General features: G+C 65.4%; 21 protein-coding genes. 8 read left to right on the top strand and 13 right to left on the bottom strand.

The window, feature by feature from the left end; all coding sequences use genetic code 11:
* The first annotated feature begins 203 nt into the window (after nt 1-203).
* On the top strand, nt 204-743 hold the full coding sequence (locus ACQP1T_RS09925; protein WP_433759650.1) for an ester cyclase: 540 nt from the start codon (nt 204-206) through the stop codon (nt 741-743).
* Here the strand turns inward: ACQP1T_RS09925 and ACQP1T_RS09920 are convergent.
* The 4 genes from ACQP1T_RS09920 to ACQP1T_RS09905 all read right to left on the bottom strand — a co-directional run bounded on the left by ACQP1T_RS09920 (nt 727) and on the right by ACQP1T_RS09905 (nt 5,077).
* Nucleotides 727-1,449 carry a TetR/AcrR family transcriptional regulator gene (locus ACQP1T_RS09920; RefSeq protein WP_433759649.1) on the bottom strand — a complete coding sequence of 241 codons (723 nt, stop codon included), beginning with the start codon at nt 1,447-1,449 and terminating at the stop codon, nt 727-729. The two genes, ACQP1T_RS09925 and ACQP1T_RS09920, sit on opposite strands and share 17 nt — an antisense overlap.
* Nucleotides 1,450-1,476: 27 nt before the next feature.
* A complete protein-coding gene (locus ACQP1T_RS09915) occupies nt 1,477-3,111 on the bottom strand; it encodes an MFS transporter (protein WP_433762119.1) in 1,635 nt (544 codons plus the stop codon).
* A 214-nt stretch (nt 3,112-3,325) separates the two neighbouring features.
* Nucleotides 3,326-3,676 (bottom strand): HPF/RaiA family ribosome-associated protein, encoded by a 351-nt coding sequence (locus ACQP1T_RS09910; protein ID WP_433759648.1) that lies wholly within the window; start codon nt 3,674-3,676, stop codon nt 3,326-3,328.
* Nucleotides 3,677-3,808: 132 nt separating this feature from the next.
* Nucleotides 3,809-5,077, bottom strand: coding sequence for an MFS transporter (locus tag ACQP1T_RS09905; RefSeq protein WP_433762117.1), 1,269 nt, complete (start codon nt 5,075-5,077; stop codon nt 3,809-3,811).
* A gap of 358 nt (nt 5,078-5,435) precedes the next feature.
* Between ACQP1T_RS09905 and ACQP1T_RS09900 the strand changes: the two genes are divergently transcribed.
* The gene (locus ACQP1T_RS09900; protein ID WP_433759647.1) at nt 5,436-5,867 is read left to right on the top strand and encodes a nitroreductase family deazaflavin-dependent oxidoreductase; all 432 of its coding nucleotides are present in this window, start codon (nt 5,436-5,438) and stop codon (nt 5,865-5,867) included.
* Nucleotides 5,868-5,933: 66 nt separating this feature from the next.
* On the opposite strand, the gene ACQP1T_RS09895 is transcribed toward ACQP1T_RS09900, so the two are convergent.
* Both ACQP1T_RS09895 and ACQP1T_RS09890 read right to left on the bottom strand, forming a co-directional pair.
* Nucleotides 5,934-6,311, bottom strand: a complete 378-nt coding sequence (locus ACQP1T_RS09895) for a hypothetical protein (RefSeq protein ID WP_433759646.1) — start codon at nt 6,309-6,311, stop codon at nt 5,934-5,936.
* Nucleotides 6,312-6,639: 328 nt separating this feature from the next.
* On the bottom strand, nt 6,640-7,224 hold the full coding sequence (locus ACQP1T_RS09890; protein WP_433759645.1) for a TetR/AcrR family transcriptional regulator: 585 nt from the start codon (nt 7,222-7,224) through the stop codon (nt 6,640-6,642).
* Nucleotides 7,225-7,315: 91 nt separating this feature from the next.
* Here ACQP1T_RS09890 and ACQP1T_RS09885 point away from each other — a divergent pair, with 91 nt between their 5' ends.
* The gene (locus ACQP1T_RS09885; RefSeq protein WP_433759644.1) at nt 7,316-8,035 is read left to right on the top strand and encodes an SDR family oxidoreductase; all 720 of its coding nucleotides are present in this window, start codon (nt 7,316-7,318) and stop codon (nt 8,033-8,035) included.
* A gap of 61 nt (nt 8,036-8,096) precedes the next feature.
* On the opposite strand, the gene ACQP1T_RS09880 is transcribed toward ACQP1T_RS09885, so the two are convergent.
* Complete coding sequence (locus ACQP1T_RS09880; RefSeq protein WP_063813334.1) at nt 8,097-8,243, bottom strand: DUF1059 domain-containing protein; 147 nt, start codon at nt 8,241-8,243, stop codon at nt 8,097-8,099.
* A gap of 198 nt (nt 8,244-8,441) precedes the next feature.
* Between ACQP1T_RS09880 and ACQP1T_RS09875 the strand changes: the two genes are divergently transcribed.
* Nucleotides 8,442-8,648, top strand: a complete 207-nt coding sequence (locus tag ACQP1T_RS09875) for a hypothetical protein (protein ID WP_433762116.1) — start codon at nt 8,442-8,444, stop codon at nt 8,646-8,648.
* Between the two features lie 183 nt (nt 8,649-8,831).
* Here ACQP1T_RS09875 and ACQP1T_RS09870 read toward each other — a convergent pair whose 3' ends face one another.
* The 6 genes from ACQP1T_RS09870 to ACQP1T_RS09845 form a co-directional block, all read right to left on the bottom strand.
* Complete coding sequence (locus tag ACQP1T_RS09870; protein ID WP_433759643.1) at nt 8,832-9,488, bottom strand: TMEM175 family protein; 657 nt, start codon at nt 9,486-9,488, stop codon at nt 8,832-8,834.
* A gap of 86 nt (nt 9,489-9,574) precedes the next feature.
* Nucleotides 9,575-9,739: a hypothetical protein gene (locus ACQP1T_RS09865; RefSeq protein ID WP_433759642.1), complete on the bottom strand. Its 165-nt coding sequence runs from the start codon at nt 9,737-9,739 to the stop codon at nt 9,575-9,577.
* Between the two features lie 80 nt (nt 9,740-9,819).
* On the bottom strand, nt 9,820-10,647 hold the full coding sequence (locus tag ACQP1T_RS09860; RefSeq protein ID WP_433759641.1) for a 3-oxoacyl-ACP reductase: 828 nt from the start codon (nt 10,645-10,647) through the stop codon (nt 9,820-9,822).
* Nucleotides 10,598-11,956 (bottom strand): aldehyde dehydrogenase family protein, encoded by a 1,359-nt coding sequence (locus ACQP1T_RS09855; protein ID WP_433759640.1) that lies wholly within the window; start codon nt 11,954-11,956, stop codon nt 10,598-10,600. The genes ACQP1T_RS09860 and ACQP1T_RS09855 overlap by 50 nt, the downstream gene beginning before the upstream one ends.
* Nucleotides 11,953-12,693: a gamma-glutamyl-gamma-aminobutyrate hydrolase family protein gene (locus ACQP1T_RS09850; RefSeq protein ID WP_433759639.1), complete on the bottom strand. Its 741-nt coding sequence runs from the start codon at nt 12,691-12,693 to the stop codon at nt 11,953-11,955. The genes ACQP1T_RS09855 and ACQP1T_RS09850 overlap by 4 nt, the downstream gene beginning before the upstream one ends.
* Nucleotides 12,674-14,038, bottom strand: a complete 1,365-nt coding sequence (locus ACQP1T_RS09845) for a glutamine synthetase family protein (protein ID WP_433759638.1) — start codon at nt 14,036-14,038, stop codon at nt 12,674-12,676. Before ACQP1T_RS09845 ends, ACQP1T_RS09850 begins: the two co-directional genes overlap by 20 nt.
* 376 nt (nt 14,039-14,414) lie before the next feature.
* Here ACQP1T_RS09845 and ACQP1T_RS09840 point away from each other — a divergent pair, with 376 nt between their 5' ends.
* From ACQP1T_RS09840 to ACQP1T_RS09825, 4 genes are all read left to right on the top strand, one after another.
* Entirely contained in the window at nt 14,415-15,251 is an 837-nt protein-coding gene (locus ACQP1T_RS09840) for an SDR family oxidoreductase (protein WP_433759637.1), read from the top strand.
* Between the two features lie 70 nt (nt 15,252-15,321).
* Nucleotides 15,322-16,371, top strand: a complete 1,050-nt coding sequence (locus ACQP1T_RS09835) for a 3-oxoacyl-ACP synthase III family protein (protein ID WP_433759636.1) — start codon at nt 15,322-15,324, stop codon at nt 16,369-16,371.
* Nucleotides 16,372-16,374: 3 nt separating this feature from the next.
* Nucleotides 16,375-17,286, top strand: a complete 912-nt coding sequence (locus ACQP1T_RS09830; RefSeq protein ID WP_433759635.1) for a hypothetical protein — start codon at nt 16,375-16,377, stop codon at nt 17,284-17,286.
* 220 nt (nt 17,287-17,506) lie between these two features.
* Nucleotides 17,507-19,546 (top strand): LuxR C-terminal-related transcriptional regulator, encoded by a 2,040-nt coding sequence (locus tag ACQP1T_RS09825; RefSeq protein ID WP_433759634.1) that lies wholly within the window; start codon nt 17,507-17,509, stop codon nt 19,544-19,546.
* The last annotated feature ends 82 nt before the right edge of the window (nt 19,547-19,628 follow it).

Raw genomic sequence — 19,628 nt, 5'->3', positions numbered from 1 at the left:
CGCGAATTGACCGAAACCTGTTGCAATAACCGCGGTTCGGGTCCACATAGTGAAATTACGCCGTTATCGCAACGGCCATGACATTGTTATTCCGAAGCTGACACTGTTATAAGTCGCGGCCGCCTCGGAAATAACAATGTCATGGGCTCGAATAACAATGTAATTCGAACCCATGACATTGTTATCCAGGTACGGTGGCCGCCATGAACTCTGGTGAATTCGCGCTCGACCCGGCCGCCGAGCCCATCGAGGACACCGACTGGCTGCGCGAGTTCGTCGAGCGCTATATCGCCGGTTGGAACACCGGCGACGGCGACGCGGTGGCGGCCTGCGTCACCGAGGACACCCGCTGGCTCGACCCGTCCGAGGGCGAGCTGATCATCGGCCGCGCCGGCGTCGCGAAGTTCGTCCACGACACCAAGCGCGCATTCCCAGATGTCAACTACACCACCGTCTTCGAGCCGGTCGTCACCGCGGACGGGCTGGCGGCGATCGTGCCGTGGCGGATGACGGGCACCCACCTCGGCATGATCGACCCGCCCGGATTCGCCGGAACCAGTAAGAAATTCGACCTGTTCGTGGTCGACATCTGGCAGTTCCGCTCCGGACTCATCTGGCGCAGCAAGGCCACCTGGGATCTGAACGAGCTACTGCTGCAACTCGAATTACTGCCCAAGCGCAACGGTTTCGCAGAACGCGCCGTGGCCCGCGCCCAGCGCCTCGCGGTCAAACTTCGTGGCTGATCACGTGTGGACCGGTCAGCGCGGCGACCTGTTCGAGGGCACGCGCAACCGACCGCTCGATCGTCGCGCGTTCGGCGCCCATGCCGATCAGGATGTTGACGATCGAGGGCAACAGCACCTCCGAGACCCCTTGGTCGCCATACAGGCCAGCCATATCCAACTGGATGAACCCGTACAGCCCGGTCCAGAACTGCGCTGCTGCCGAGCGCTCGTTGGTGCTGTGCACCAGATTCGCCTCCAGCGCCCGCCGGGTCGCGCGCACCACGAAATCGAAACTCTCCGCGAAGTTCTCGAAGTCGGAATCGCCCCCACCGGCCAGCACATTGCCGCGGTGCATCTTGACCTCCGCCTTCGGTGACTCGGTGGCGAACATCAGCCGGAACAGCTCGGGTTTGCGCAGCGCCTCATCCCGGAAGATGAAGCCGAGCACCAGGATTTCGGCGATCGGATCGTCGGTGATCTCGCATTCGGCCAGCCGTGCGACCAATTGCGCGAAACCTTCCGAGCCGACCGCCTGGATCAAGCCCGGCATTCCGCTGAAGTTGGAATAGATCGCCATGGTCGAGACCCCACATATCCGCGCCACGCGACGCACGGTCAACGAGGCGAGTCCTTCGGTCGAGATGAGTTGAACAGTGGCCGCTATCAGGCGATCGCGCATCGAGCCGGTTAGTGCGGGCTCCAACGCTGTTGCAGTGTCGATCATTACCTCACCTAGCAGTGCTCGGGCTTGCTATGCCGCCGCGACGCCCAACTCGTCGGCGGTGATCTCTTCCAGTGGCTTGCGCCGGGTCTCGACGATGAACCCGACGGCCACCACCGCCGCGATCGCGATCGGCGCCGCGCTGATCAGCGCGGTCACGGCGATCGATGGGGTGGCCACGGCGAGCACCACCAGCGCGATCACCAGTACGCCGCCCGCCTTGGTCATCGCCGCCGCGACGCCGCTGCCGCGGGACCTGATCCGGGTCGGGTAGACCTCCGCGCCGTAGGCCACGATGACCGCGACCACCGAGCTGGAACCCCAGATCGGCACCACCAGAAGGGCATACAGCAGCGCGGTGTTGTCGGCGACGTGATCGCCGAGGATTACGAAGCCGCCGAGCGCGACGGCGAGCAGTGTGCTGAGCGTGATCAGCGTCCATTTGGTGGAGCGGTGGTAGCAGTAGGCGACCAGGAAGTTCAGCGGAAAGCCGATCAGCGCGGAGTCACGCAGGATCTTGTCGGCGGTGACGCCGGTGAATCCGAGGCTACGCAGATTCGTCGGCAACCAGAGTTGGAAGCCGTAGGTGACCAGTCCGACGCCGAGTCCCAAAAGGGCCAGCACGATGGTCATTCCGGCGAACGGGCGGCGCAGCAACTGGCCGAACCCGCCTTGCAGATCATTCTCGGCGGCGGCTTCCGGCCGCTCGACCACGACGACCTCGGCATTGTATGTGCGCAGCACCTCTTCGGCCTCGCGGTGCCTGCCGATGGCCATCAGGAACCGCGGCGACTCCGGAATCCAGCGGACCAGCAGCACCACCAGCAGTCCGGTGGGCAAGCCGATCAGCCACAGGCTACGCCAGCCGTAGGTCTCACCGATCGTCGAGGACAACCAGCTGGTGATGACGTAGGCCCCCGCGATATCGCCGCCGATGAGCACGAGCAGCCAACCGCGGTGGCGGGCCGGGATGGTCTCCGAGAGCAGTGTGAAGGCGATCGGCAGCATCCCGCCGGCGCTCAGGCCCATGATGAAGCACATCGCGACATTCAGCTCGAAGCTGGGCATGGCGCCGCAGATCGCGGTTCCCACGAAGAAGATTCCGGCCAGCAGGATCGCCGCCTTGCGGCCGATGCGGTCGCCGAGCCAGCCCCACAGGAACGACCCGAGCACCGTGCCGGTGATACCGGACAGTGGCAGCAGCGCCACCGGAAGCGCGTCCAGATGCGGACTTGCCGGTGTGCGCAGGTGGTACTCCGCGCCGACACCAGGAACGACGAAGGCCAGGGTCGTCGGCTTCATCACGTCGATGGTGATCGCGGCGGCCATGATCAGCAGCAGCACCACGTGCACACGGTTGATCGGCGCATCGTCGAGTGCCCGCACCCGCAGCCCGGCCACCGTGTCGTGCACCGCGCGCTGCGGGAACAGCCCGTAAGTGGTGACGCCCAAACCGATCACGATCAGGATCATCCCGGTGATCATGGCGCCGTCCATGGGCATGCCCGCCATCCGATAGCCCATATCGCGGGCCATGACATACATCGGAAGGTGCAGGGCGGTGCCGAGCACCGTCAACACCAGACCGAACCAAAAAGCTCCCGTACGCCGACGGTTGATCGGACTCTCCGATCGATTCGCGATATCGACGGCGTTCACAAACATCACCGAACCTCATCAGCCCCCACACACCTGTTACCGATCGGTATTACACACCAGTTCCGTGCCCGTGTGGGCCTTTTAATCTGTTCGGCATCAACAATTTCGGAGCGCGGCGGATTTACCTATGAGAATGGTTGCGGCTGCGGTCGGCTGGGTAACCTGCTGCGCCGATATCGCACCCACTTCCCACCGATGGAAATAGGGTCGATGTCGACTATTATTCGCCGCCCAAGTGCCTGATGGATTCGCCACCTTTCGTGTGGTGCAGGCGACCGAAGCGACTGTCGAGAAGGTTGATCATGGCGTCGGCGGCACCGGTATAAGCCTCTTCGACCGTTGCCGCGCGATGGGTTACCGCGACCGGAGGCTGCCCGGATATCCGGGCCTCCAGTACGCATTGCTTATCGTCCGGACCGCCTTTTTGGGCGTTCAGATCGGTCAGATGCACTTCCAGCCGAGTGACCTGCTCGGCGAACCGGTCGAGTGTCGAGGAGAGCGTCGATTCCACGCGCTCGGCCAGCGATGCGCCGCCGTGGATATTGCTGCCGGTGTTGACCTGAATCTGCACGAGCCTCTCCAATCCGATAGGTGCGGACAGCATTGTCTGCCTACGGTTACCGACCCGCGGAGCGCGAACTCAGCAAGCCGTCGGCAATGCCGACACTACTCGCGCGGGTGTGCGCTCAGCAGATTCCCAGGCTCAGACCGGCTGCGCCGCGACCGGCGGCGCCAGGTTCTGAGCATCGGGAACCACGGTGCCGCGCAACGAGGTTCCCGCGGTCTCACGCAGGAACGACCAGGCGACGAGTCCGATCAGGCTGGCGCCCACCATGTACGCGGCCGGGAACAGCGACCAGCCGGTCGATTCGATCGCGGCCTCGTTGACCAGCGGCGCGGTACCACCGAATGCGGCGGTGGAGATGTTGTAGCCGAGGGCGAAACCCGCATAGCGCACATGCGTCGGGAAGATCGCCGGAAAGGTCGAGCTGATCGTCGCCAGCTGAGGCACGTACAACAGGCCGAGCACGATGAATCCGGTAATGGCCCAACCGGTTCCCTGCCCCATCAGCCAGTACATGGGCAGCGCGAGTATCGCGAGGCCGACCAGCGAGACCAGCCAGAGCGGGCGCCGGCCCACCCGGTCCGACAGCCTGCCGAAGAACGGCAGCACGATCATCATCACCAACTGCCCGATCAGCATCATGGCTGTGGTGGTCGATTCGCCGACGCCGATGGTCTTCTGCAGGTAGGTCGGTTGATAGGTGAGCAGGGTGTAGTTCACCACGTTCAGGGCGACCACCAGGCCGATCAGCGTCAGGGTTTCGCGGCGGTAGGTGGTCAGCACCTCCCACACGCCGCCCGGCGGGTGCGGTTTATCGGCCACCTCGGTGAATACCGGCGATTCGTCCAGATGCGAGCGCAGGTACCAGCCGATCAGGCCGAGCGGCACCGCGAACAGGAAGGGCAGGCGCCAACCCCAGTCGTGCATCGCATCCGACCCGAAGATCACCTGGCACAGCAGCACCACTGCCGAGCCGCCGACGAAGCCGCCAAGAGTGCCGAATTCCAGGAAGCTGCCGAGGAACCCGCGCCTGCGATCGTTCGCACATTCGGCCAGATATGTTGCGGCACCGCCATATTCACCGCCGGTCGAGAAGCCCTGCACGACGCGTAGGGCGATGAGCAGAACCGGTGCGAACCAACCGATCTGGGCATGTGTCGGAAGCAGACCGATGCACCCGGTCGCACCGGCCATCAGCAGAATCGTGGTGGCCAGCACCACTTTTCGGCCGAGGCGGTCGCCGAGCGGTCCCCAGACCATGCCGCCGAGCGGGCGCAGCAGGAAGGAGATGGCGAAGCCGAGCATGGTGCCGAGGGTGCCGAGCTCACCCGGGAAGAACGCGTCGGTGAGGTAGGTGGCGGTCGCGGCGTAGACGCCGTAGTCGAACCATTCGGTGGCATTGCCCATCGCGGAGGCGGCGACCGATCGGCGTAGCGTTTTCTTCTCCGATTCGCGATCCGTCACATGCGCCTCCTCACCAGCCCGGATAATGGGCCTCGATTCGTTCGACCGGCCCGACCCGGATTTCGGATGCAGGCACGGAATTAACCGGTACCCACGTTCCGAACCGGGCAAACAAGCGGCGGGGCCGCCGGGCCGGTGACGGGCCCGCCGCCACCTGCGGGATCGACGCGGAATGTGAGCATGGTCACACTTACGATTTTGTCCACTGCGGCGGTGCCACTCGTTGTGCCGGTGCCAATGGTTTTCCCGAGTCCCGCACCCTAGAGTCCAATGCTGTCGCGTCCGTCCCTAGGAGATTCTCATGCCACCCAACCTGGCTCTGAAGGCAATGAACCTCGCACACCGCAGCCTGCTGCGGGTCAGCGGCGGGAGATTGGGCAACTCCTTCAGCGGCATGCCGTCGCTCGAACTGACCACGATCGGACGGAAGTCCGGACGACCTCACACGGTGATGCTCACCGCCCCGCTGATCGATGGCGACACGATCGTCGTCGTGGCATCCCGCGGCGGCGACCCCATCCACCCTGCGTGGTATCTCAATCTGCGAGACCAGCCGGAGGTCGAAGTGTCGTTACGCAGTGGTCCCCGCCGACCGATGACCGCTCGGATCGCGACCGCGACCGAACGCGCCGAGCTGTGGCCGAAGGTGACCGCGAAGTATGACGGCTACGCCGACTATCAGCGCCGCACCGACCGGGAAATTCCGCTGGTCCTGCTCACCCCACGGGACTGAGCGGGCTCAGCGCGATTCGGCTCGGCGCTGGGGCACCGCCCGCTCATTCTCGCGACCGAGGCGCAATCACAGCGAGCGAGCGTCGATCATCCAGATCTGAATTCGGGACGGCCCGGCATTCGCGCCGATCCGATCGATCAACCGGAGCAGATCGGCGACCTCGTCATTCTTCGCCAGCAATTCGATGCGCAGCCCCGCCTCGACATCGCTGACGAACTCTTGGCCCCGATAGCGCTCGACTCGACTGTCTCGGTCGTCCACCCGGTAGACCTGGCAGACCACCATCCGTCGCACGCCGAACATGGCAAGCGCCTGCTTGATCTGGTCGAAGAGGGCCGCGGGGAGCACCAGCGTGATGAGCTTCGCGTCGACGCCGTCACCTGGGCTCATCGGGTCATCGATGCCGTACCCGACGCTGCCCTGGAGATGGATGGTGGCATTCACGTGGTCGCCTGATTCCCGGGCGCCTCACCCGATGGTTTGTCCAGCGCCCGCTTGGGCAAGGCAGGCGCAGCGGGGAGCATCCCCATCCAGTACATGGTCCGGCATGCACAGACTCATGAACAACCCGAGATCTTCAGGATCACGAAGGTGGCGAAGGCATCCCACACGATCACGGCCGCCGCGGCACCTTCCTGCCAGAGCGGCTGTTTCGGATGATCCAACCCGAAAATTCCACGCTGGCAACATCATTGCCATTGCCGAGCTACCCGATGATGTGCGGTCGGCGAGTACACAGACCAGCCGGGCCCGGCTCTGTTAATTCTGGATCTCATGGCGCGAGCATGGTCGCGATGCTGCTCGTGACATCCTTCGCGAGCGCGGCGTTCACCGGCGCGTGGTGGCTGAGCAGTCGGTACCACATCGCGCCGAAGACAAAATCGACGACGAGATCCAGCGGAACCGACGGGGTCAGTTTTCCGGCGTCGACACCGCGCTGGAGCAGTGCCCGCAATGTCGCTCGTCGCGGGCCGATCACGGTGTCCTGCAATCGTTCGGACAGTGCTGGATCACGCTGCGCGTCCGCCATCAGGCCGACCAGCGCCTGACCTGTCACCTTTTGCGCGAGTTCGAAAGTGGCCGTGAGCAGACCCTCGACCGCGCCGAGCACATCCACCGATTCATCGGAAATCCGCAGTGCCGCATGCTCTTCGGCCAATCCGATCAGCGCCTCGATCAGAATCGAGGCCTTATCCGGCCACCAGCGGTAGACAGTCTGCCGTCCGACGCCAGCCCCGTCCGCGATGGCCTTGATGGTCAGGTCTTGGTAGCCGTCCCGCTCGCACAGCTCCAGCGCCGTGTGCAGGATCGCGCGCCTGGCGTCCTCGCTGCGGGGTCGACCGCGGGTTCCCGTCATGCGAGCCACTTTACAAGACACTGTGCCTCGAATATATTAACGAGGCACGGTGGTTCGAAAATCGCCGTGATTCGAACTTCAGGAGGATTTTGTGAGCAACAAAGTGGTCATCGTTGGCGGAACCTCTGGAGTCGGCCTGGCGACCGCTCGCCGCCTCGCCGCGAACGGCGCGGAGGTCGTCATCGCCGGACGCGACAAAGAACGACTCGCCGCCGCATTGGCCGACTTGGGCCGCCAGGTGACCGGCAAGGTCGTCGATGCGCGTGCCGAAAACGAACTGGCACAACTGTTTTCGGAGGTTGGACCGGTCGACCATGTGGTGGCGACCGTGACCGGACCGTCCGGCACCACCCCGTTCCGCGAACTCGGCTTGGACCATCTGCAGGCCCATGTCTCCGGCAAACTGCTCCCGCATGTCGCCACCATTCAGGCGGCGCTGCCCCATCTCGCGCAGGACGGATCCATCACGCTGGTCTCCGCCGCGTCCGCGGGCGGCGCCATGCCGACAACCGCCGCACTGGCCGCGGTCAATGCCGGTGTCGAGGCCATCGTCCCCGTGCTCGCGGTAGAACTGGCACCCGTCCGGGTGAACGCCGTATCCCCGGGTGTGATCGACACCGAATGGTGGAGCTTCCTGCCCGAGGATGCCCGCGCCGAGGTGTTCGCCGGAATCGCGGCGCAGACCCCGGTCGGCCGGATCGGCAGCGCGGACGATATCGCCAAGGCCATCGAATTCCTGACCGACAACACCTTCACCACCGGCGTGGTAGTGCGAGTGGACGGCGGCGCTCGCCTCGGCTCCCCCAAATAACCCACCGCACCCGGCCTTTTCGTCACGAGCGGTTCACGTGACGAACAGCCGGGTGCGGGGATCAGTAAGCGATGAACAGAATTTCGTCCCGGGAATAGTCGTGCCCCGGGTGGTTCGCGGCCAGATGCGCCTTGGTCTTCTCGACCAGGTCGTCCTCATCCGTCCCGACGATCTGTTCGCCGCAGGGGCAGTTCAGATTTCGCTTCATCAGCGTCCTTCCTTCTCCCCCGTCAGTCTAGGCACGTGCCGCACGCACGAGCCGGTGCACACCCCATCCGGGCCACGCCGGACACCATCAGATTCTGCAAACCCATTTCGACACGGCGGCGGCGCCGGGATTTCAGGCGGGCAGATCCGCACTCGGCACGGCGCTCGAAAGAGCGCAGAATGAGTGCAGGAGGTCATGATGCAACTGCTAAAGGGCCTGCTCGGCGTGGTGTTGGGGATCGTGACAGCCGTGCTCGGCACGGTGGTCGGGATCCTCGCGGCCGTGGTCTGGCTCGTCGGCGCGGTGCTGTGCGTGACGCTGATCCTCATTCCGCTGGGGCTCCCTGTCATGCGGCTCGCCCGCCGCCTGTTCACGCTCGCCGGTCAGTTGATGCACCTTCCCTGAAGGGCCGTCCAGGGCTCTTCTGCATCGGAACGCGCCGCCGATTTTCCGCGTGCGGCGACGGGCATCGGCGTGCCTCGGCCGACCATCTACCCAGGGCCTCCTTGCCGGGGCCGCGGGTATCGAGACACTGTGGCCGCAGCGGCGCCGGCCACGACAGGCACCGCCCCGGTGCCACCCCAGTACCTATTCGGTATACCGCGCGGCTCGCCTCGCCCAACCTTGGCTGGTGATGGCGTAGAAGATGGCTGTCAGCAGGTAGAGGACGAGGGCGGCTACGGGCCGGAAGAGGCCGATGGCTATGCAGAGGGCGTAGATGAGGATGCCGGGATAGGCGCGGGTGGTTTCGCGGCGGGCGAAGGCGGCGTCATAGCCGGGTTCGAAGAGTTGGGGGTGGTGGACCAGGCGCCACCACAAGGGGGCCCAGGGGATGGTCATCATGACGCCCGCGATGCCGTAGACGGCGGCGGCCGCGGCGGCGTCACGTTGTTCGCCGTGTACAACGTATTCGGCGAGAAGGCCGGTGGGGAACGGCAATACGGATACGCCGAGTAGCAGCATCAGGTTCCACCAGCGGATCACGTGGTCGAGGTGGCGCAGGCGTCCGAAGAAGCTGTGGTGGTTCATCCAGATGATGCCGATGGTCAGGAACGAAGCCAGATAGGCCACATATGACGGCCAGATGTGGCCGAGTGCTTCGAGCAGGTGCCCCGGTTCGTGCTCGGGTACCCGAATCTCCAGGATCAGCAGGGTGATTGCGATGGCCATCACGCCATCGCTGAATGCCTCCACCCGGGCGGTACCCGATAATTGCCCGCTCGGGGGCTGCCCGTCGTCGACCATACGTGCAGGGTAACGCCGCGGCGTTACCCCATGGCCCTGCTATCGCTGTGAGCGTAGCGCCGCACTGAGTCCGGCGCTACGCATGCTCAATTCCCTTGATCCGGTGGGGGATACGATCCGGGCGCGCTGCCGTCGCTGCGGCTGAAGACGGGGCGGAAATCCGCACCGCCGGTGTCGGTTTGGACGGACTGCTCCGTCGGCAAGGCGTCGTGGCTGAACAGCCCGGGCGATCGCCCATCTTCCGTACTCATCTCACGAGCCTCCCTCTGATCGGCGATGTATGGCGAATCCTGGCTTGCTGCTCAGCGGTCCGCCCGAATCAACCGTACCTTTACAACGGTGTGACGTATGCGCCGGAGATGCCACCGTCCACCAGGAACTGCGATGCGGTGATGAACGAGGAGTCGTCGCTGGCCAGAAATGCGACGGCCGCGGCGATCTCCTCCGGCTCGGCGAACCGTCCGACCGGGATGTGCACCAGACGCCGCGCGGCACGTTCGGGGTCCTTCGCGAACAGCTCCTGAAGCAGCGGCGTATTCACCGGTCCGGGACACAGTGCGTTGACCCGAATGCCGTTGCGCGCGAACTGCACTCCGAGTTCACGACTCATCGCCAGCACGCCGCCCTTGGATGCGGTGTAGGAGATCTGCGAGGTCGCCGCACCGAGCACGGCGACGAACGACGCGGTATTGATCACCGAGCCCTTACCCCGCTCCAGCATGTGATTGATGGCGTACTTGCTGCACAGATACACCGAGGTCAGATTGACCTCCTGCACCCGACGCCAGGCCTCGATGCCGGTGGTCAGAATCGAATCGTCCTCCGGCGGTGAGATTCCGGCATTGTTGAAGGCGATATCGAGTCCGCCATAGGTGTCGACGGCGGTCTGGAACATGGCCTCGACCTGGGCCTCGTCGGTGACGTCCACCTTCACGAACAGGCCGCCCACTTCGCTGGCCGCGGCCTCTCCGGCGGCGGCATCGATGTCGGCGACGACGACCTTGGCACCTTCGGCCGCGAACCGGCGAACGGTGGCGAGGCCGATACCGCTCCCGCCACCGGTGACGACGGCGACTCGATCCTGTAAGCGCTGCAACACATCTCCTTGACTAGGTGGCGATGAAGACGTTCTTGGTCTCGGTAAAGGCAAGTGCCGCATCGGGTCCGAGTTCGCGCCCGAGCCCGGACTGTTTGTATCCGCCGAACGGCGTCCAATACCGCACCGAGGAATGCGAATTCACCGACAGATTCCCGGCTTCCACACCGCGCGACACCCGCAGCGCCCGGCCGACGTCATTGGTCCAGATGGAGCCGGACAGACCGTATTCGGTGTCATTGGCAATGCGCAGGGCATCGGCCTCGTCCTCGAACGGCACCACCGCGACCACCGGCCCGAACACTTCCTCGGTGAGCACCCGATCCGATGGCGCGTCGGGCAGCACAACCGTTGGCGGATACCAGAATCCGGGCCCGTCGGGCTGCGCGCCGGTGAAAGCGACCTTGGTCGACGGCTCGACGAACGAGGCCACCCGGTCACGATGCGCGGCCGAAATCAGCGGCCCCATTTCGGTGGACTCGTCCGAAGGATCGCCGACCCGCACCCCGTGTACCGCTGGTTCCAGCAATTCGAGGAATCGGTCGAAAACACTGCGCTGCACCAGAATCCGCGACCGCGCACAGCAATCCTGTCCGGCATTGTCGAAAACTCCGTAGGGCGCGGTCGCCGCCGCACGCGCCAGATCGGCGTCGGCGAAAACGATATTCGCGCTCTTACCGCCCAATTCGAGCGTCACCCGCTTCACCTGGCGCGCGCATCCGGCCATGATCTCCTTGCCCACCTCGGTGGACCCGGTGAAGACCACCTTCCGCACGGCGGGATGGGTGACGAACCGCTGCCCCACCACCGAACCCTTGCCGGGCAGCACCTGGAAAACACCTTCCGGCACACCGGCTTCGAGCGCGAGCTCACCCAACCGGATCGCGGTGAGCGGCGTCAGCTCGGCAGGCTTGAGCACCACGGTGTTCCCGGCGGCCAGTGCGGGCCCGAACCCCCATGCCGCGATCGGCATCGGGAAGTTCCACGGCACGATCACCCCGACGACGCCGAGCGGTTCATGGAAGGTGATGTCGACCCCGCCCGCGACCGGAATCTGGTTGCCGAGCAGGCGCTCCGGAATCCCGGCCGCGAAATGCAGCACATCGCGGACATTGCCGGCCTCCCAGCGCGCATTGCCGATGGTGTGTCCGGCATTGGCGACCTCGAGCTGGGCCAGCTGCTCGAGATTCGCATCGACGGCCTCGGCGAAGCGACGCAGCAGCCGAGCCCGGTCCCCCGGTGCGACCGCGCGCCAATCGGCACCGGCCCGCTGCGCCCGCTCGATGGCCGCATCGGTCTCGGCAGCGCCTACCAGCTCGACTGTGCTGACGACCTGCTCGGTCGCCGGGTTGACCACCTGCGTTGTCGTCACGAATTCCGTTCCTTTCGATAGCTCGCCGCCGCCTCGACCAGTGCTCGCATCAGCCGCGTATCGGTCGCGTCCGCCTCCGGATGCCACTGCACACCCACCAGGAACGGACCGTCCGCCGCCTCCGCCGCCTCGATCGTGCCGTCCGAGGCATGTGCGGTCGCGACCAGCCCATCGGCCAGGATGGCGACGGCTTGGTGATGGTGGCAATGCACCTTCAGCTCCGGTCCGGCGATCGTGGCGACCACGCTGTCCGGCACCGTGGTGACCCGGTTCGGGTGAAAGCCACCCGGCGTACCGGAATGGTCGTCGTGGCCGAGCAGATCCGGCAGATGCTGGATCAGGGTGCCGCCGAACGCGACATTGACCAGTTGCAGGCCGCGACAGATCGCGAGGACCGGTAGCCCGGCCGTGCGTGCCAGCGCGAACAGCTCGAATTCGGAATCGTCGCGGTCGGCTCTGAGCGGTCCGAGGGCCGCATCCGGTGGCGCACCGTAGCGCGCCGGATCGACATCGGCGCCGCCGGTCAGCACCAGCCCGTCGAGCCGATCCACCAGCTCCGCGCGCGCCACGCCGATGGGCGGCAGCAGCACCGGTATCCCGCCCGCGCGCTCCACCAGCTGCAAGTAGTTGTGCGGAAGTACCGCACTCGGTACATCCCAGGCGCCGAACCGGGTCTGTTCCAGGTAGGTCGGCAGGCCGATGACCGGACGGATCTGCTCAGAGCCGCTCGAAACCACGGATTCGCTCCCAATCGGTGACCGCGGCGTCGAAGGCGTCCAGCTCGACCTGTGCCGCATTCCGATAATGGTCCACCACGTCGTCGCCGAACGCTGTTCGTGCCACCTTGCTCTCGCCGAACAATTGCGCCGCTTCCCGCAGCGTACGCGGCACCCGCGGGCGCTGGGAGCGGTAGGCATTGCCGTGGAACTCCGGCTCGAGCGGGAGCGCGTGCTCGATACCGTGCAATCCGGCGGCAATGGTCGCGGCGACGGCCAGATACGGATTCACATCGCCGCCCGGGATCCGGTTCTCCATCCGCAGGGACAGATCCTCGCCAACCACGCGCAGCGCACAGGTCCGGTTGTCGCGTCCCCAGGCCAGTGCGGTCGGCGCGAAACTGCCTGGGACGAATCGCTTATAGGAGTTGATATTCGGCGCGAGCAGATAGGTGAACTCGCGCAGGCAATCCAGCTGCCCTGCGAGGAAATGCCGCATGAGTGCCGAAGTCCCGTGCGGGCCGTCACCCGCGAATACCGCCGCCCCCGAATCGGCACGCAGACTTATGTGAATATGACACGAATTACCTTCGCGCTCATTGTATTTCGCCATGAAACTGAGACTGCGCCCCTCCTGGGCGGCGATCTCCTTGGCGCCGTTCTTGTAGATGCTGTGGTTGTCGCAGGTCGCCAGCGCTTCGTCATAGCGGAACGCGATTTCGTGCTGACCCGGATTGCATTCCCCCTTGGCCGATTCGACATACAGTCCAGCACCGGCCATTTCATTGCGAATGCGACGCAGCAGCGGCTCGATGCGCGCGGTGCCGAGCATCGAATAGTCCACGTTGTACTGGTTCGCGGGCCGCAGATCGCGATAGCCGGAGTTCCACGCGTCCTCGTAGCTGTCGTCGAAGACCAGGAACTCGAGTTCGGTCCCGACATAGGCCCGCAGCCCACGCTCGGCCAGCCGCGCCAATTGCGCCCGCAAGATCTGCCGCGGCGAAACCGTGACCGGCTGACGTGCCGGTTCCACGTGCTCGACATCACACAGCACCAGCGCGGTTCCCGGCTGCCACGGCACCAGCCGCAGGGTGTTCAGATCCGGCCGCAGTACGAAGTCGCCGTAGCCGGTTTCCCAGGACGAGATCGCATACCCGTCGACCGTGGCCATATCGACATCCACCGCGAGCAGATAGTTACACGCCTCGGTCGCGTGCCCGATCACCTCGTCCAGGAAAAACCTGGCCGCACAACGCTTTCCCTGCAAACGGCCCTGCATATCGGTCATTGCCACCAGCACCGTGTCGATCTCCCCCGCCTCGACGAGCGCGCGCAACTGCACCAGCTCCAGCATCCCCGTACGCATCGATAACCCCTCTCGGCAGCAACCGTGCCAACGCTAGAGCAAAAGGGTCGAGCGCGTGCCCCGACACACAAAACCCAATGGTCGGTTGGTGTTGAACGGCCTGGTGGACGACTCGCGGCAGCTGATGTGTCGGTACGCGACCGACCCGAAACGGCTCAAATGGAACGACCAACCCCTATCGCCCCCTATCCACAGTCATGCATGACGGCTACAACTACGGCGCAGCATCATTGGACCGAATCAGGCACGCGGGTGCTGATCTGCTCGATCGGTCGATCGCCTGCGGCCACTTGGTCGTTCGCACACATCGGGCAACTCGCCGAAGCCACCCCGAGAGCGGATTTCGGACATGTCATCGATGGCAAGGTAGTCGGGCATGAAGACGATCCTGATTACGGGGGCGACCTCGGGCATCGGTCTCGAAGCCGCGCAACAGCTCGCCGCAGGGGGCGATCGGCTGGTGTTGGTCGGCCGGAATCCGCAGAAGCTCGCCGAGAGCGCGGAATTGGTACGGGCCGCGGGAGCGGGGGCGGTCGATACGCTGGAATGCGATATGGCATCGCAGTCGTCGGTGCGCCAACTCGCCAAGGCGGTCGAAACCGCCTACGACCGCATCGATGTACTGGCCAATAATGCGGGCGGCTATCACCAGACGCGCACCGAAACCGAGGACGGTATCGAGGCCACCTTCGCCACCAACCACCTCGGCGGATTCCTGCTCACCGAACTGCTCGTCGATCTGCTGGTTCGCAGCGCCCCCGCGCGCATTCTGTTCACCTCCTCGGTGATGCACTACGGCGCGACCCTCGATTTCGACGATCTCGGGTTCCGCACCGGCTATTCCGGCGAAAAGGCATACAGCCGATCGAAATTGGCCAACGTGCTCTACGCCCGCGCGCTGGCCGATCGGCTGGCGGGCACCGGCGTGACGGTCAACGCGTTCCATCCCGGCGCGGTCGCGACCGGTATCTGGAATTCGCTGCCTTGGTTCGGGCAACCGATAATCGCGCTCGGCAAACGCCTGTTCTTCATCACCGCGGCCGAGGGCGCCGCCGCACTCACCTTCCTCGCGACGGATCCGAGCGTCGCCGAGGTGACCGGCGCCTATTTCCGCAAGACCCGCGAGCGCGAACCGTCGCGGCTGGCCCGCGACGATGCGCTGGCCCGCCGATTGTGCGAGGTAAGCGCGAGTCTGGTCGGCCTGCCCGAATAAGGCCACCTACGACAGCGCCGTCGAACTCCTGGCAAGACAGGGAAATCACGCGAGACAGAAAGCAGGGGTAATGCTGCGCACACGTTTCGAGTCCATCGGCTCGTACACACCATCCACCGTCCGTTCCACCGAGGAGATCATCGCCGGACTGACGGTGCCGAGATCCCTTGACCTGGAACGGATTACCGGTATCAAGAATCGGCGGGTCTACGACTCCAGTGCCGAGGACTACGAATCCTCCTTCGATCTGGCGCTGCGCGCCATCGAGGACTGCCTGGCCCACTCCGATTACGCCCCCGATGAGATCGATGTGGTCATCTCGGCCTCCATCACCCGCACCCGCGGTAAAGAAATCTTCTGCTACGCACCGTCATTCGCGGTCATGCTCGGCAAGGAGATCGGCGCGACGAAGGCCCGCCATTTCGATGTCTCGAATGCCTGCGCGGGCATGATGACCGGCGTGCTGGTGCTGGATCGGATGATCAAGGCCGGAGTGGTTCGCAATGGACTCGTGGTCAGCGGCGAACAGATCACCCCGATCGCCGAGACTGCCGCGCGGGAGATCAACAAGCCGTACGACCCGCAGTTCGCCGCGTTGACCGTCGGCGATGCGGCGGTCGCGGTGATGCTGGACGATCGCGGCGACGATGACGACGAAATCCACTACGTCGAACTCATGACCTCCGCCGACGGCGCCGAACACTGCATCGGCATGCCGAGCGATCAGACCTCGGGAATCGCGCTCTACACCGATAACCGCGCGATGCAGAACGAGAGCCGCTATATGCAGGCCATCAACCGCATATCCACCTTCCTCGAGGAGACCGGGCGCACCTGGGAGAGCGAGAAGTTCGACTACTGGATCCACCATCAGTTCAGCGCACCCGCCATCGAGTACATCTCGCACCTGACCGAGCGGCACTTCGGTACTCCGATGCCCCAGGCCCTGAATGTGCTGCACGATTTCGGCAATACCGCGTCCACCTCGCATTTCGTGGTCCTGCACGAATATCTCGCGCAGCAGAAGATCCCCAAAGGTTCCAAGGTGCTGATGATTCCGGCGGCCTCCGGCACCGTTTCCGGACACCTCGCCGCCACCATCTCCCGTCTGGAGGCCTGAGCCATGCCGACCACCATCCTCGCGGCCACCATCAATGCCGATCTCGATACCGGGAGCTATTTCGAACTGGCGTCCCGCGCCGCCACCACCTGCCTCGAGCAGGCCGGTGTCGCGCGGGAGCAGGTCGGCATGCTCATCAATGCCGGTGTCTTCCGCGATCAGAACATCTCCGAACCCGCGGTATCGGCGCTCATCCAGAAGCGTGTCGGCATCGGCCTCGAATACGCGCCCGGCCGGGTACCCGCATTCTCCTTCGATCTGATGAACGGCGGGACCGGACTACTGCACGCGATCGCGACCGCCGAATGCTTCCTGGTCAGCGGCGAAGTGTCGTATGCGCTGCTGGTCGCCGGTGATACGCACCCGTCGACCGAACGCCATGTCGACGGCTTCCCGTACAGCACCAGCGCGGCCGCGATCCTGCTCGGAACATCCGGCACCGCAGGTGGATTCGGCGCGCTGCACAGCACCGATATCGCCGGACCCGCCGATCCGACCGCCTGGGTCGACCTGGGCGAGGTGGGTGCGAACGGCCGCTCGGCCATGAGCACCCGGGCCGGTGCCGACGATCCGGTCGAATTGGCCGCGGTGGCCGTGCGTGACTGCCTGACCGCCGAAGGGTTGGACGCCGCCGATTTCGGCGAGGGCCGCGCGGTGCTACTCGCACCAACCTGGACCCTCGCCTTCCGTACCCGTCTGGCGTCGGCGCTCGGCTTCGCACCGGAATCGATCGTCGGGGTCGATCCCTCGGTGGACAATCCGTACTCCGCGGCGCCGGTGCACGCGTATGTGAGCGCGCGCGACAGCGGCGCCCTCACCGCGGCACGCACGGTGCTGTTCCTGGCCGCCGACGACACCTCGGCCGCCTGTCTAGCCTACCACCAGCACGTACTCGCGCACGCCGGGAGTCGATGACACGAAAGTCATTGAAACACCTCATATTACGTAGGTGTCATCAGTTGTCGTGACAGGATCGGGCGGGCGAATTAACCTGGGTTCACCGGCTGGATCATCGGGCGCGTGGACGCGTCCTTCCCGCTGCGACGATGCCGCATCCTCAGTGCACCCGAGCTGCTCGTATTCGATGGTGCTCTCCCACAGTCGGGCACACCACCTCGACGAAGGGGCTCCGAGAATGTGTCAGCCTGTCTCACCGCACAGCGACAACCCAGCGCACCGCGACCACTGGGCCGACTTCGCCAAATCCCGGGTCGGTCAGGCCATGGCCGTGCTCGGCGACGCGAGCACGGTCGGCCTGGTCGCCGAGCTGCTGGAGGTGGACGAGCCCGGGGTGCGGACCGTCGTCCGGCAGCTCGCCGAAACCGCGCGTTTCGAACATGCGGAGATCGGCGAGCGGATCCTGCGCAGCACCCCCGACGAGGTCCGTCGGAAATTACACGGCCGGGCCGCGGAACTGCTGCACCAGCGGGGTTTTCCGGCGAGCACCGTCGCCGACCACCTGGTCGACGCCGGTGCCGCCGGTTACCCGTGGGCGGCCGAGGTACTGCGCACCGCCGCCGAGGATGCGATAACCGATGACCAGATCGAGCCTGCGGTCGACCGGCTGGAGTTGGCCTATCGCGCCACCCGGGACGCGGGCGAGCGGGCCACCATCGCGATCCAGCTGGTCTGCCTCGAGTGGCGGATCAACCCGTCGACCCGTTCGCGCCAGTTCACCCGGTTGAAGGCGGCGTTGCGCGTGGGTCGGGTGCCGCGCCACGAATTGCCCGCCGCCGTCATGTATCTGCTGTGGCACGGGCAGGTGCAGCAGGCCGACCACGCACTCGCCCAGCTCAACCGTGGCAAGTCGGATGAGGCGGCGCCCGAGATCGACTTCCTGCGCGCCTGGCTGCGGTACTCATATCCCCCACATGTGCAGCGTCATCCGCGACTCTTCGCGGCGCCGACCCGGCCGCCCGAGGTGCGCGCCGACCAACATTCACCGCATCGACACGGCGCGGATCTGCTCACCGGCCTGTTCACCCATCCGCTCGACGAGATCGCCACGCTCGCACAGCGACTGCTCACCAGCCACCGCCTCACCTCGACCACCATCGAACCCCTGGTCGCTGCGGTGCACTGCCTCATCTACAGCAATCGGCTCGATACCGCGGCGGCCTGGTGCGAATCGCTGCTCGCCGAGGCCGATGCCCGCCGAGCCCCGACCTGGCAGTCGATCTTCGCCGGGCTGCGCGCGGAAACCATGCTGCGCAAGGGCAATATTCGCGATGCGATCAGCGACGCGACGCTGGCGCTGAATTATGTGCCCGCCGAACACCTCGGACTCTGGATCGGCACGCCGATCGCCGCGATGGTGCATGCGCTGACAATCTCCGGTCGGCATGCCGAGGCCGCGACCCACCTCGAAAGACCAGTGCCCCGAACGATTTTCGAATCCCGCTTCGGACTGTCGTATCTGGCGGCGCGGGGCCACCATCATCTCGCGGTCGGCCGCGCCGACGAGGCATTGCGCAATTTCCGCCGCTGCGGCTATCTCATGGACCGGTGGAATATGGATTTCCCCTGGCTGGTGCCGTGGCGCAATGACATCGCCGCCGCCCATCTCGCACTCGGCGAGCACCGGCAGGCACAGGAATTCGCGACCCGACATCTGGAGCTGCTCGGGGCCGCCGACCGGCACCGCTCCGGTGGCGTCGCACTCCGACTGCTCGCCACAACCGGCGATCGCTATCAGGCCTTCCGCCTGCTGCGCGAGTCCGCCGCGATCGCCCGCACCGGCGGTGACGATGTCGAATTGGCCACGGCCCTCGGCGAACTCGGCAAGGCACACCGCGCGGTCGGCGATCACGAACGATCCCGCACACTGATCCGCGATGCGGCGCGTATCGCCGAAACCTGCGGTGCAGAGGTGCTGCTGCGCGATCTGCTCGACGGCAAATCCCCACCCCCGACGCAGCCGACCCAACCCTTGCCCACACTGCGCCAGATTCCGGGCGGGCTCGCGACGCTGAGCCCCGCCGAGCGCCGGGTGGCGGAGCTCGCGGCCCGCGGCAAGACCAATCGGGAGATCGCCGCCGAACTCGCCATCACCACCAGCACCGTCGAACAACATCTCACCCGCGTCTACCGCAAACTCGGGGTGGCCCGGCGCAGCGAGCTGTATTTCGTCCTACCGATCGGTCCGGCTGATACCGCGGTCTCGGCCGCCGGGTAGCCCAGTGCTCGGCGCGCTGCGGCTCCGCCGAGGTCGGCGCGGTTACCGATCCATCGGCAACCCACGGGCTACATTCGATCTC

The organism is Nocardia sp. CA-135398, assembly GCF_050955845.1.
In the GTDB taxonomy this organism is placed as follows: domain Bacteria; phylum Actinomycetota; class Actinomycetes; order Mycobacteriales; family Mycobacteriaceae; genus Nocardia.
The sequence above is the reverse complement of the archived record's forward strand: the minus strand, read 5'-3'. Positions and strand labels throughout refer to the sequence as shown.

Bases quoted from the DNA above. Each gene is read 5' to 3' on its own strand.
- ACQP1T_RS09925 (WP_433759650.1), top strand. From the start codon at position 204: ATGAACTCTGGTGAATTCGCGCTCGACCCGGCCGCCGAGCCCATCGAG.
- ACQP1T_RS09920 (WP_433759649.1), bottom strand. From the start codon at position 1,449: ATGATCGACACTGCAACAGCGTTGGAGCCCGCACTAACCGGCTCGATG.
- ACQP1T_RS09915 (WP_433762119.1), bottom strand. From the start codon at position 3,111: ATGTTTGTGAACGCCGTCGATATCGCGAATCGATCGGAGAGTCCGATC.
- ACQP1T_RS09905 (WP_433762117.1), bottom strand. From the start codon at position 5,077: ATGGGCAATGCCACCGAATGGTTCGACTACGGCGTCTACGCCGCGACC.
- ACQP1T_RS09900 (WP_433759647.1), top strand. From the start codon at position 5,436: ATGCCACCCAACCTGGCTCTGAAGGCAATGAACCTCGCACACCGCAGC.
- ACQP1T_RS09890 (WP_433759645.1), bottom strand. From the start codon at position 7,224: ATGACGGGAACCCGCGGTCGACCCCGCAGCGAGGACGCCAGGCGCGCG.
- ACQP1T_RS09880 (WP_063813334.1), bottom strand. From the start codon at position 8,243: ATGAAGCGAAATCTGAACTGCCCCTGCGGCGAACAGATCGTCGGGACG.
- ACQP1T_RS09875 (WP_433762116.1), top strand. From the start codon at position 8,442: ATGCAACTGCTAAAGGGCCTGCTCGGCGTGGTGTTGGGGATCGTGACA.
- ACQP1T_RS09870 (WP_433759643.1), bottom strand. From the start codon at position 9,488: ATGGTCGACGACGGGCAGCCCCCGAGCGGGCAATTATCGGGTACCGCC.
- ACQP1T_RS09865 (WP_433759642.1), bottom strand. From the start codon at position 9,739: ATGAGTACGGAAGATGGGCGATCGCCCGGGCTGTTCAGCCACGACGCC.
- ACQP1T_RS09860 (WP_433759641.1), bottom strand. From the start codon at position 10,647: ATGCGGCACTTGCCTTTACCGAGACCAAGAACGTCTTCATCGCCACCT.
- ACQP1T_RS09845 (WP_433759638.1), bottom strand. From the start codon at position 14,038: ATGCGTACGGGGATGCTGGAGCTGGTGCAGTTGCGCGCGCTCGTCGAG.
- ACQP1T_RS09840 (WP_433759637.1), top strand. From the start codon at position 14,415: ATGAAGACGATCCTGATTACGGGGGCGACCTCGGGCATCGGTCTCGAA.
- ACQP1T_RS09835 (WP_433759636.1), top strand. From the start codon at position 15,322: ATGCTGCGCACACGTTTCGAGTCCATCGGCTCGTACACACCATCCACC.
- ACQP1T_RS09830 (WP_433759635.1), top strand. From the start codon at position 16,375: ATGCCGACCACCATCCTCGCGGCCACCATCAATGCCGATCTCGATACC.
- ACQP1T_RS09825 (WP_433759634.1), top strand. From the start codon at position 17,507: ATGTGTCAGCCTGTCTCACCGCACAGCGACAACCCAGCGCACCGCGAC.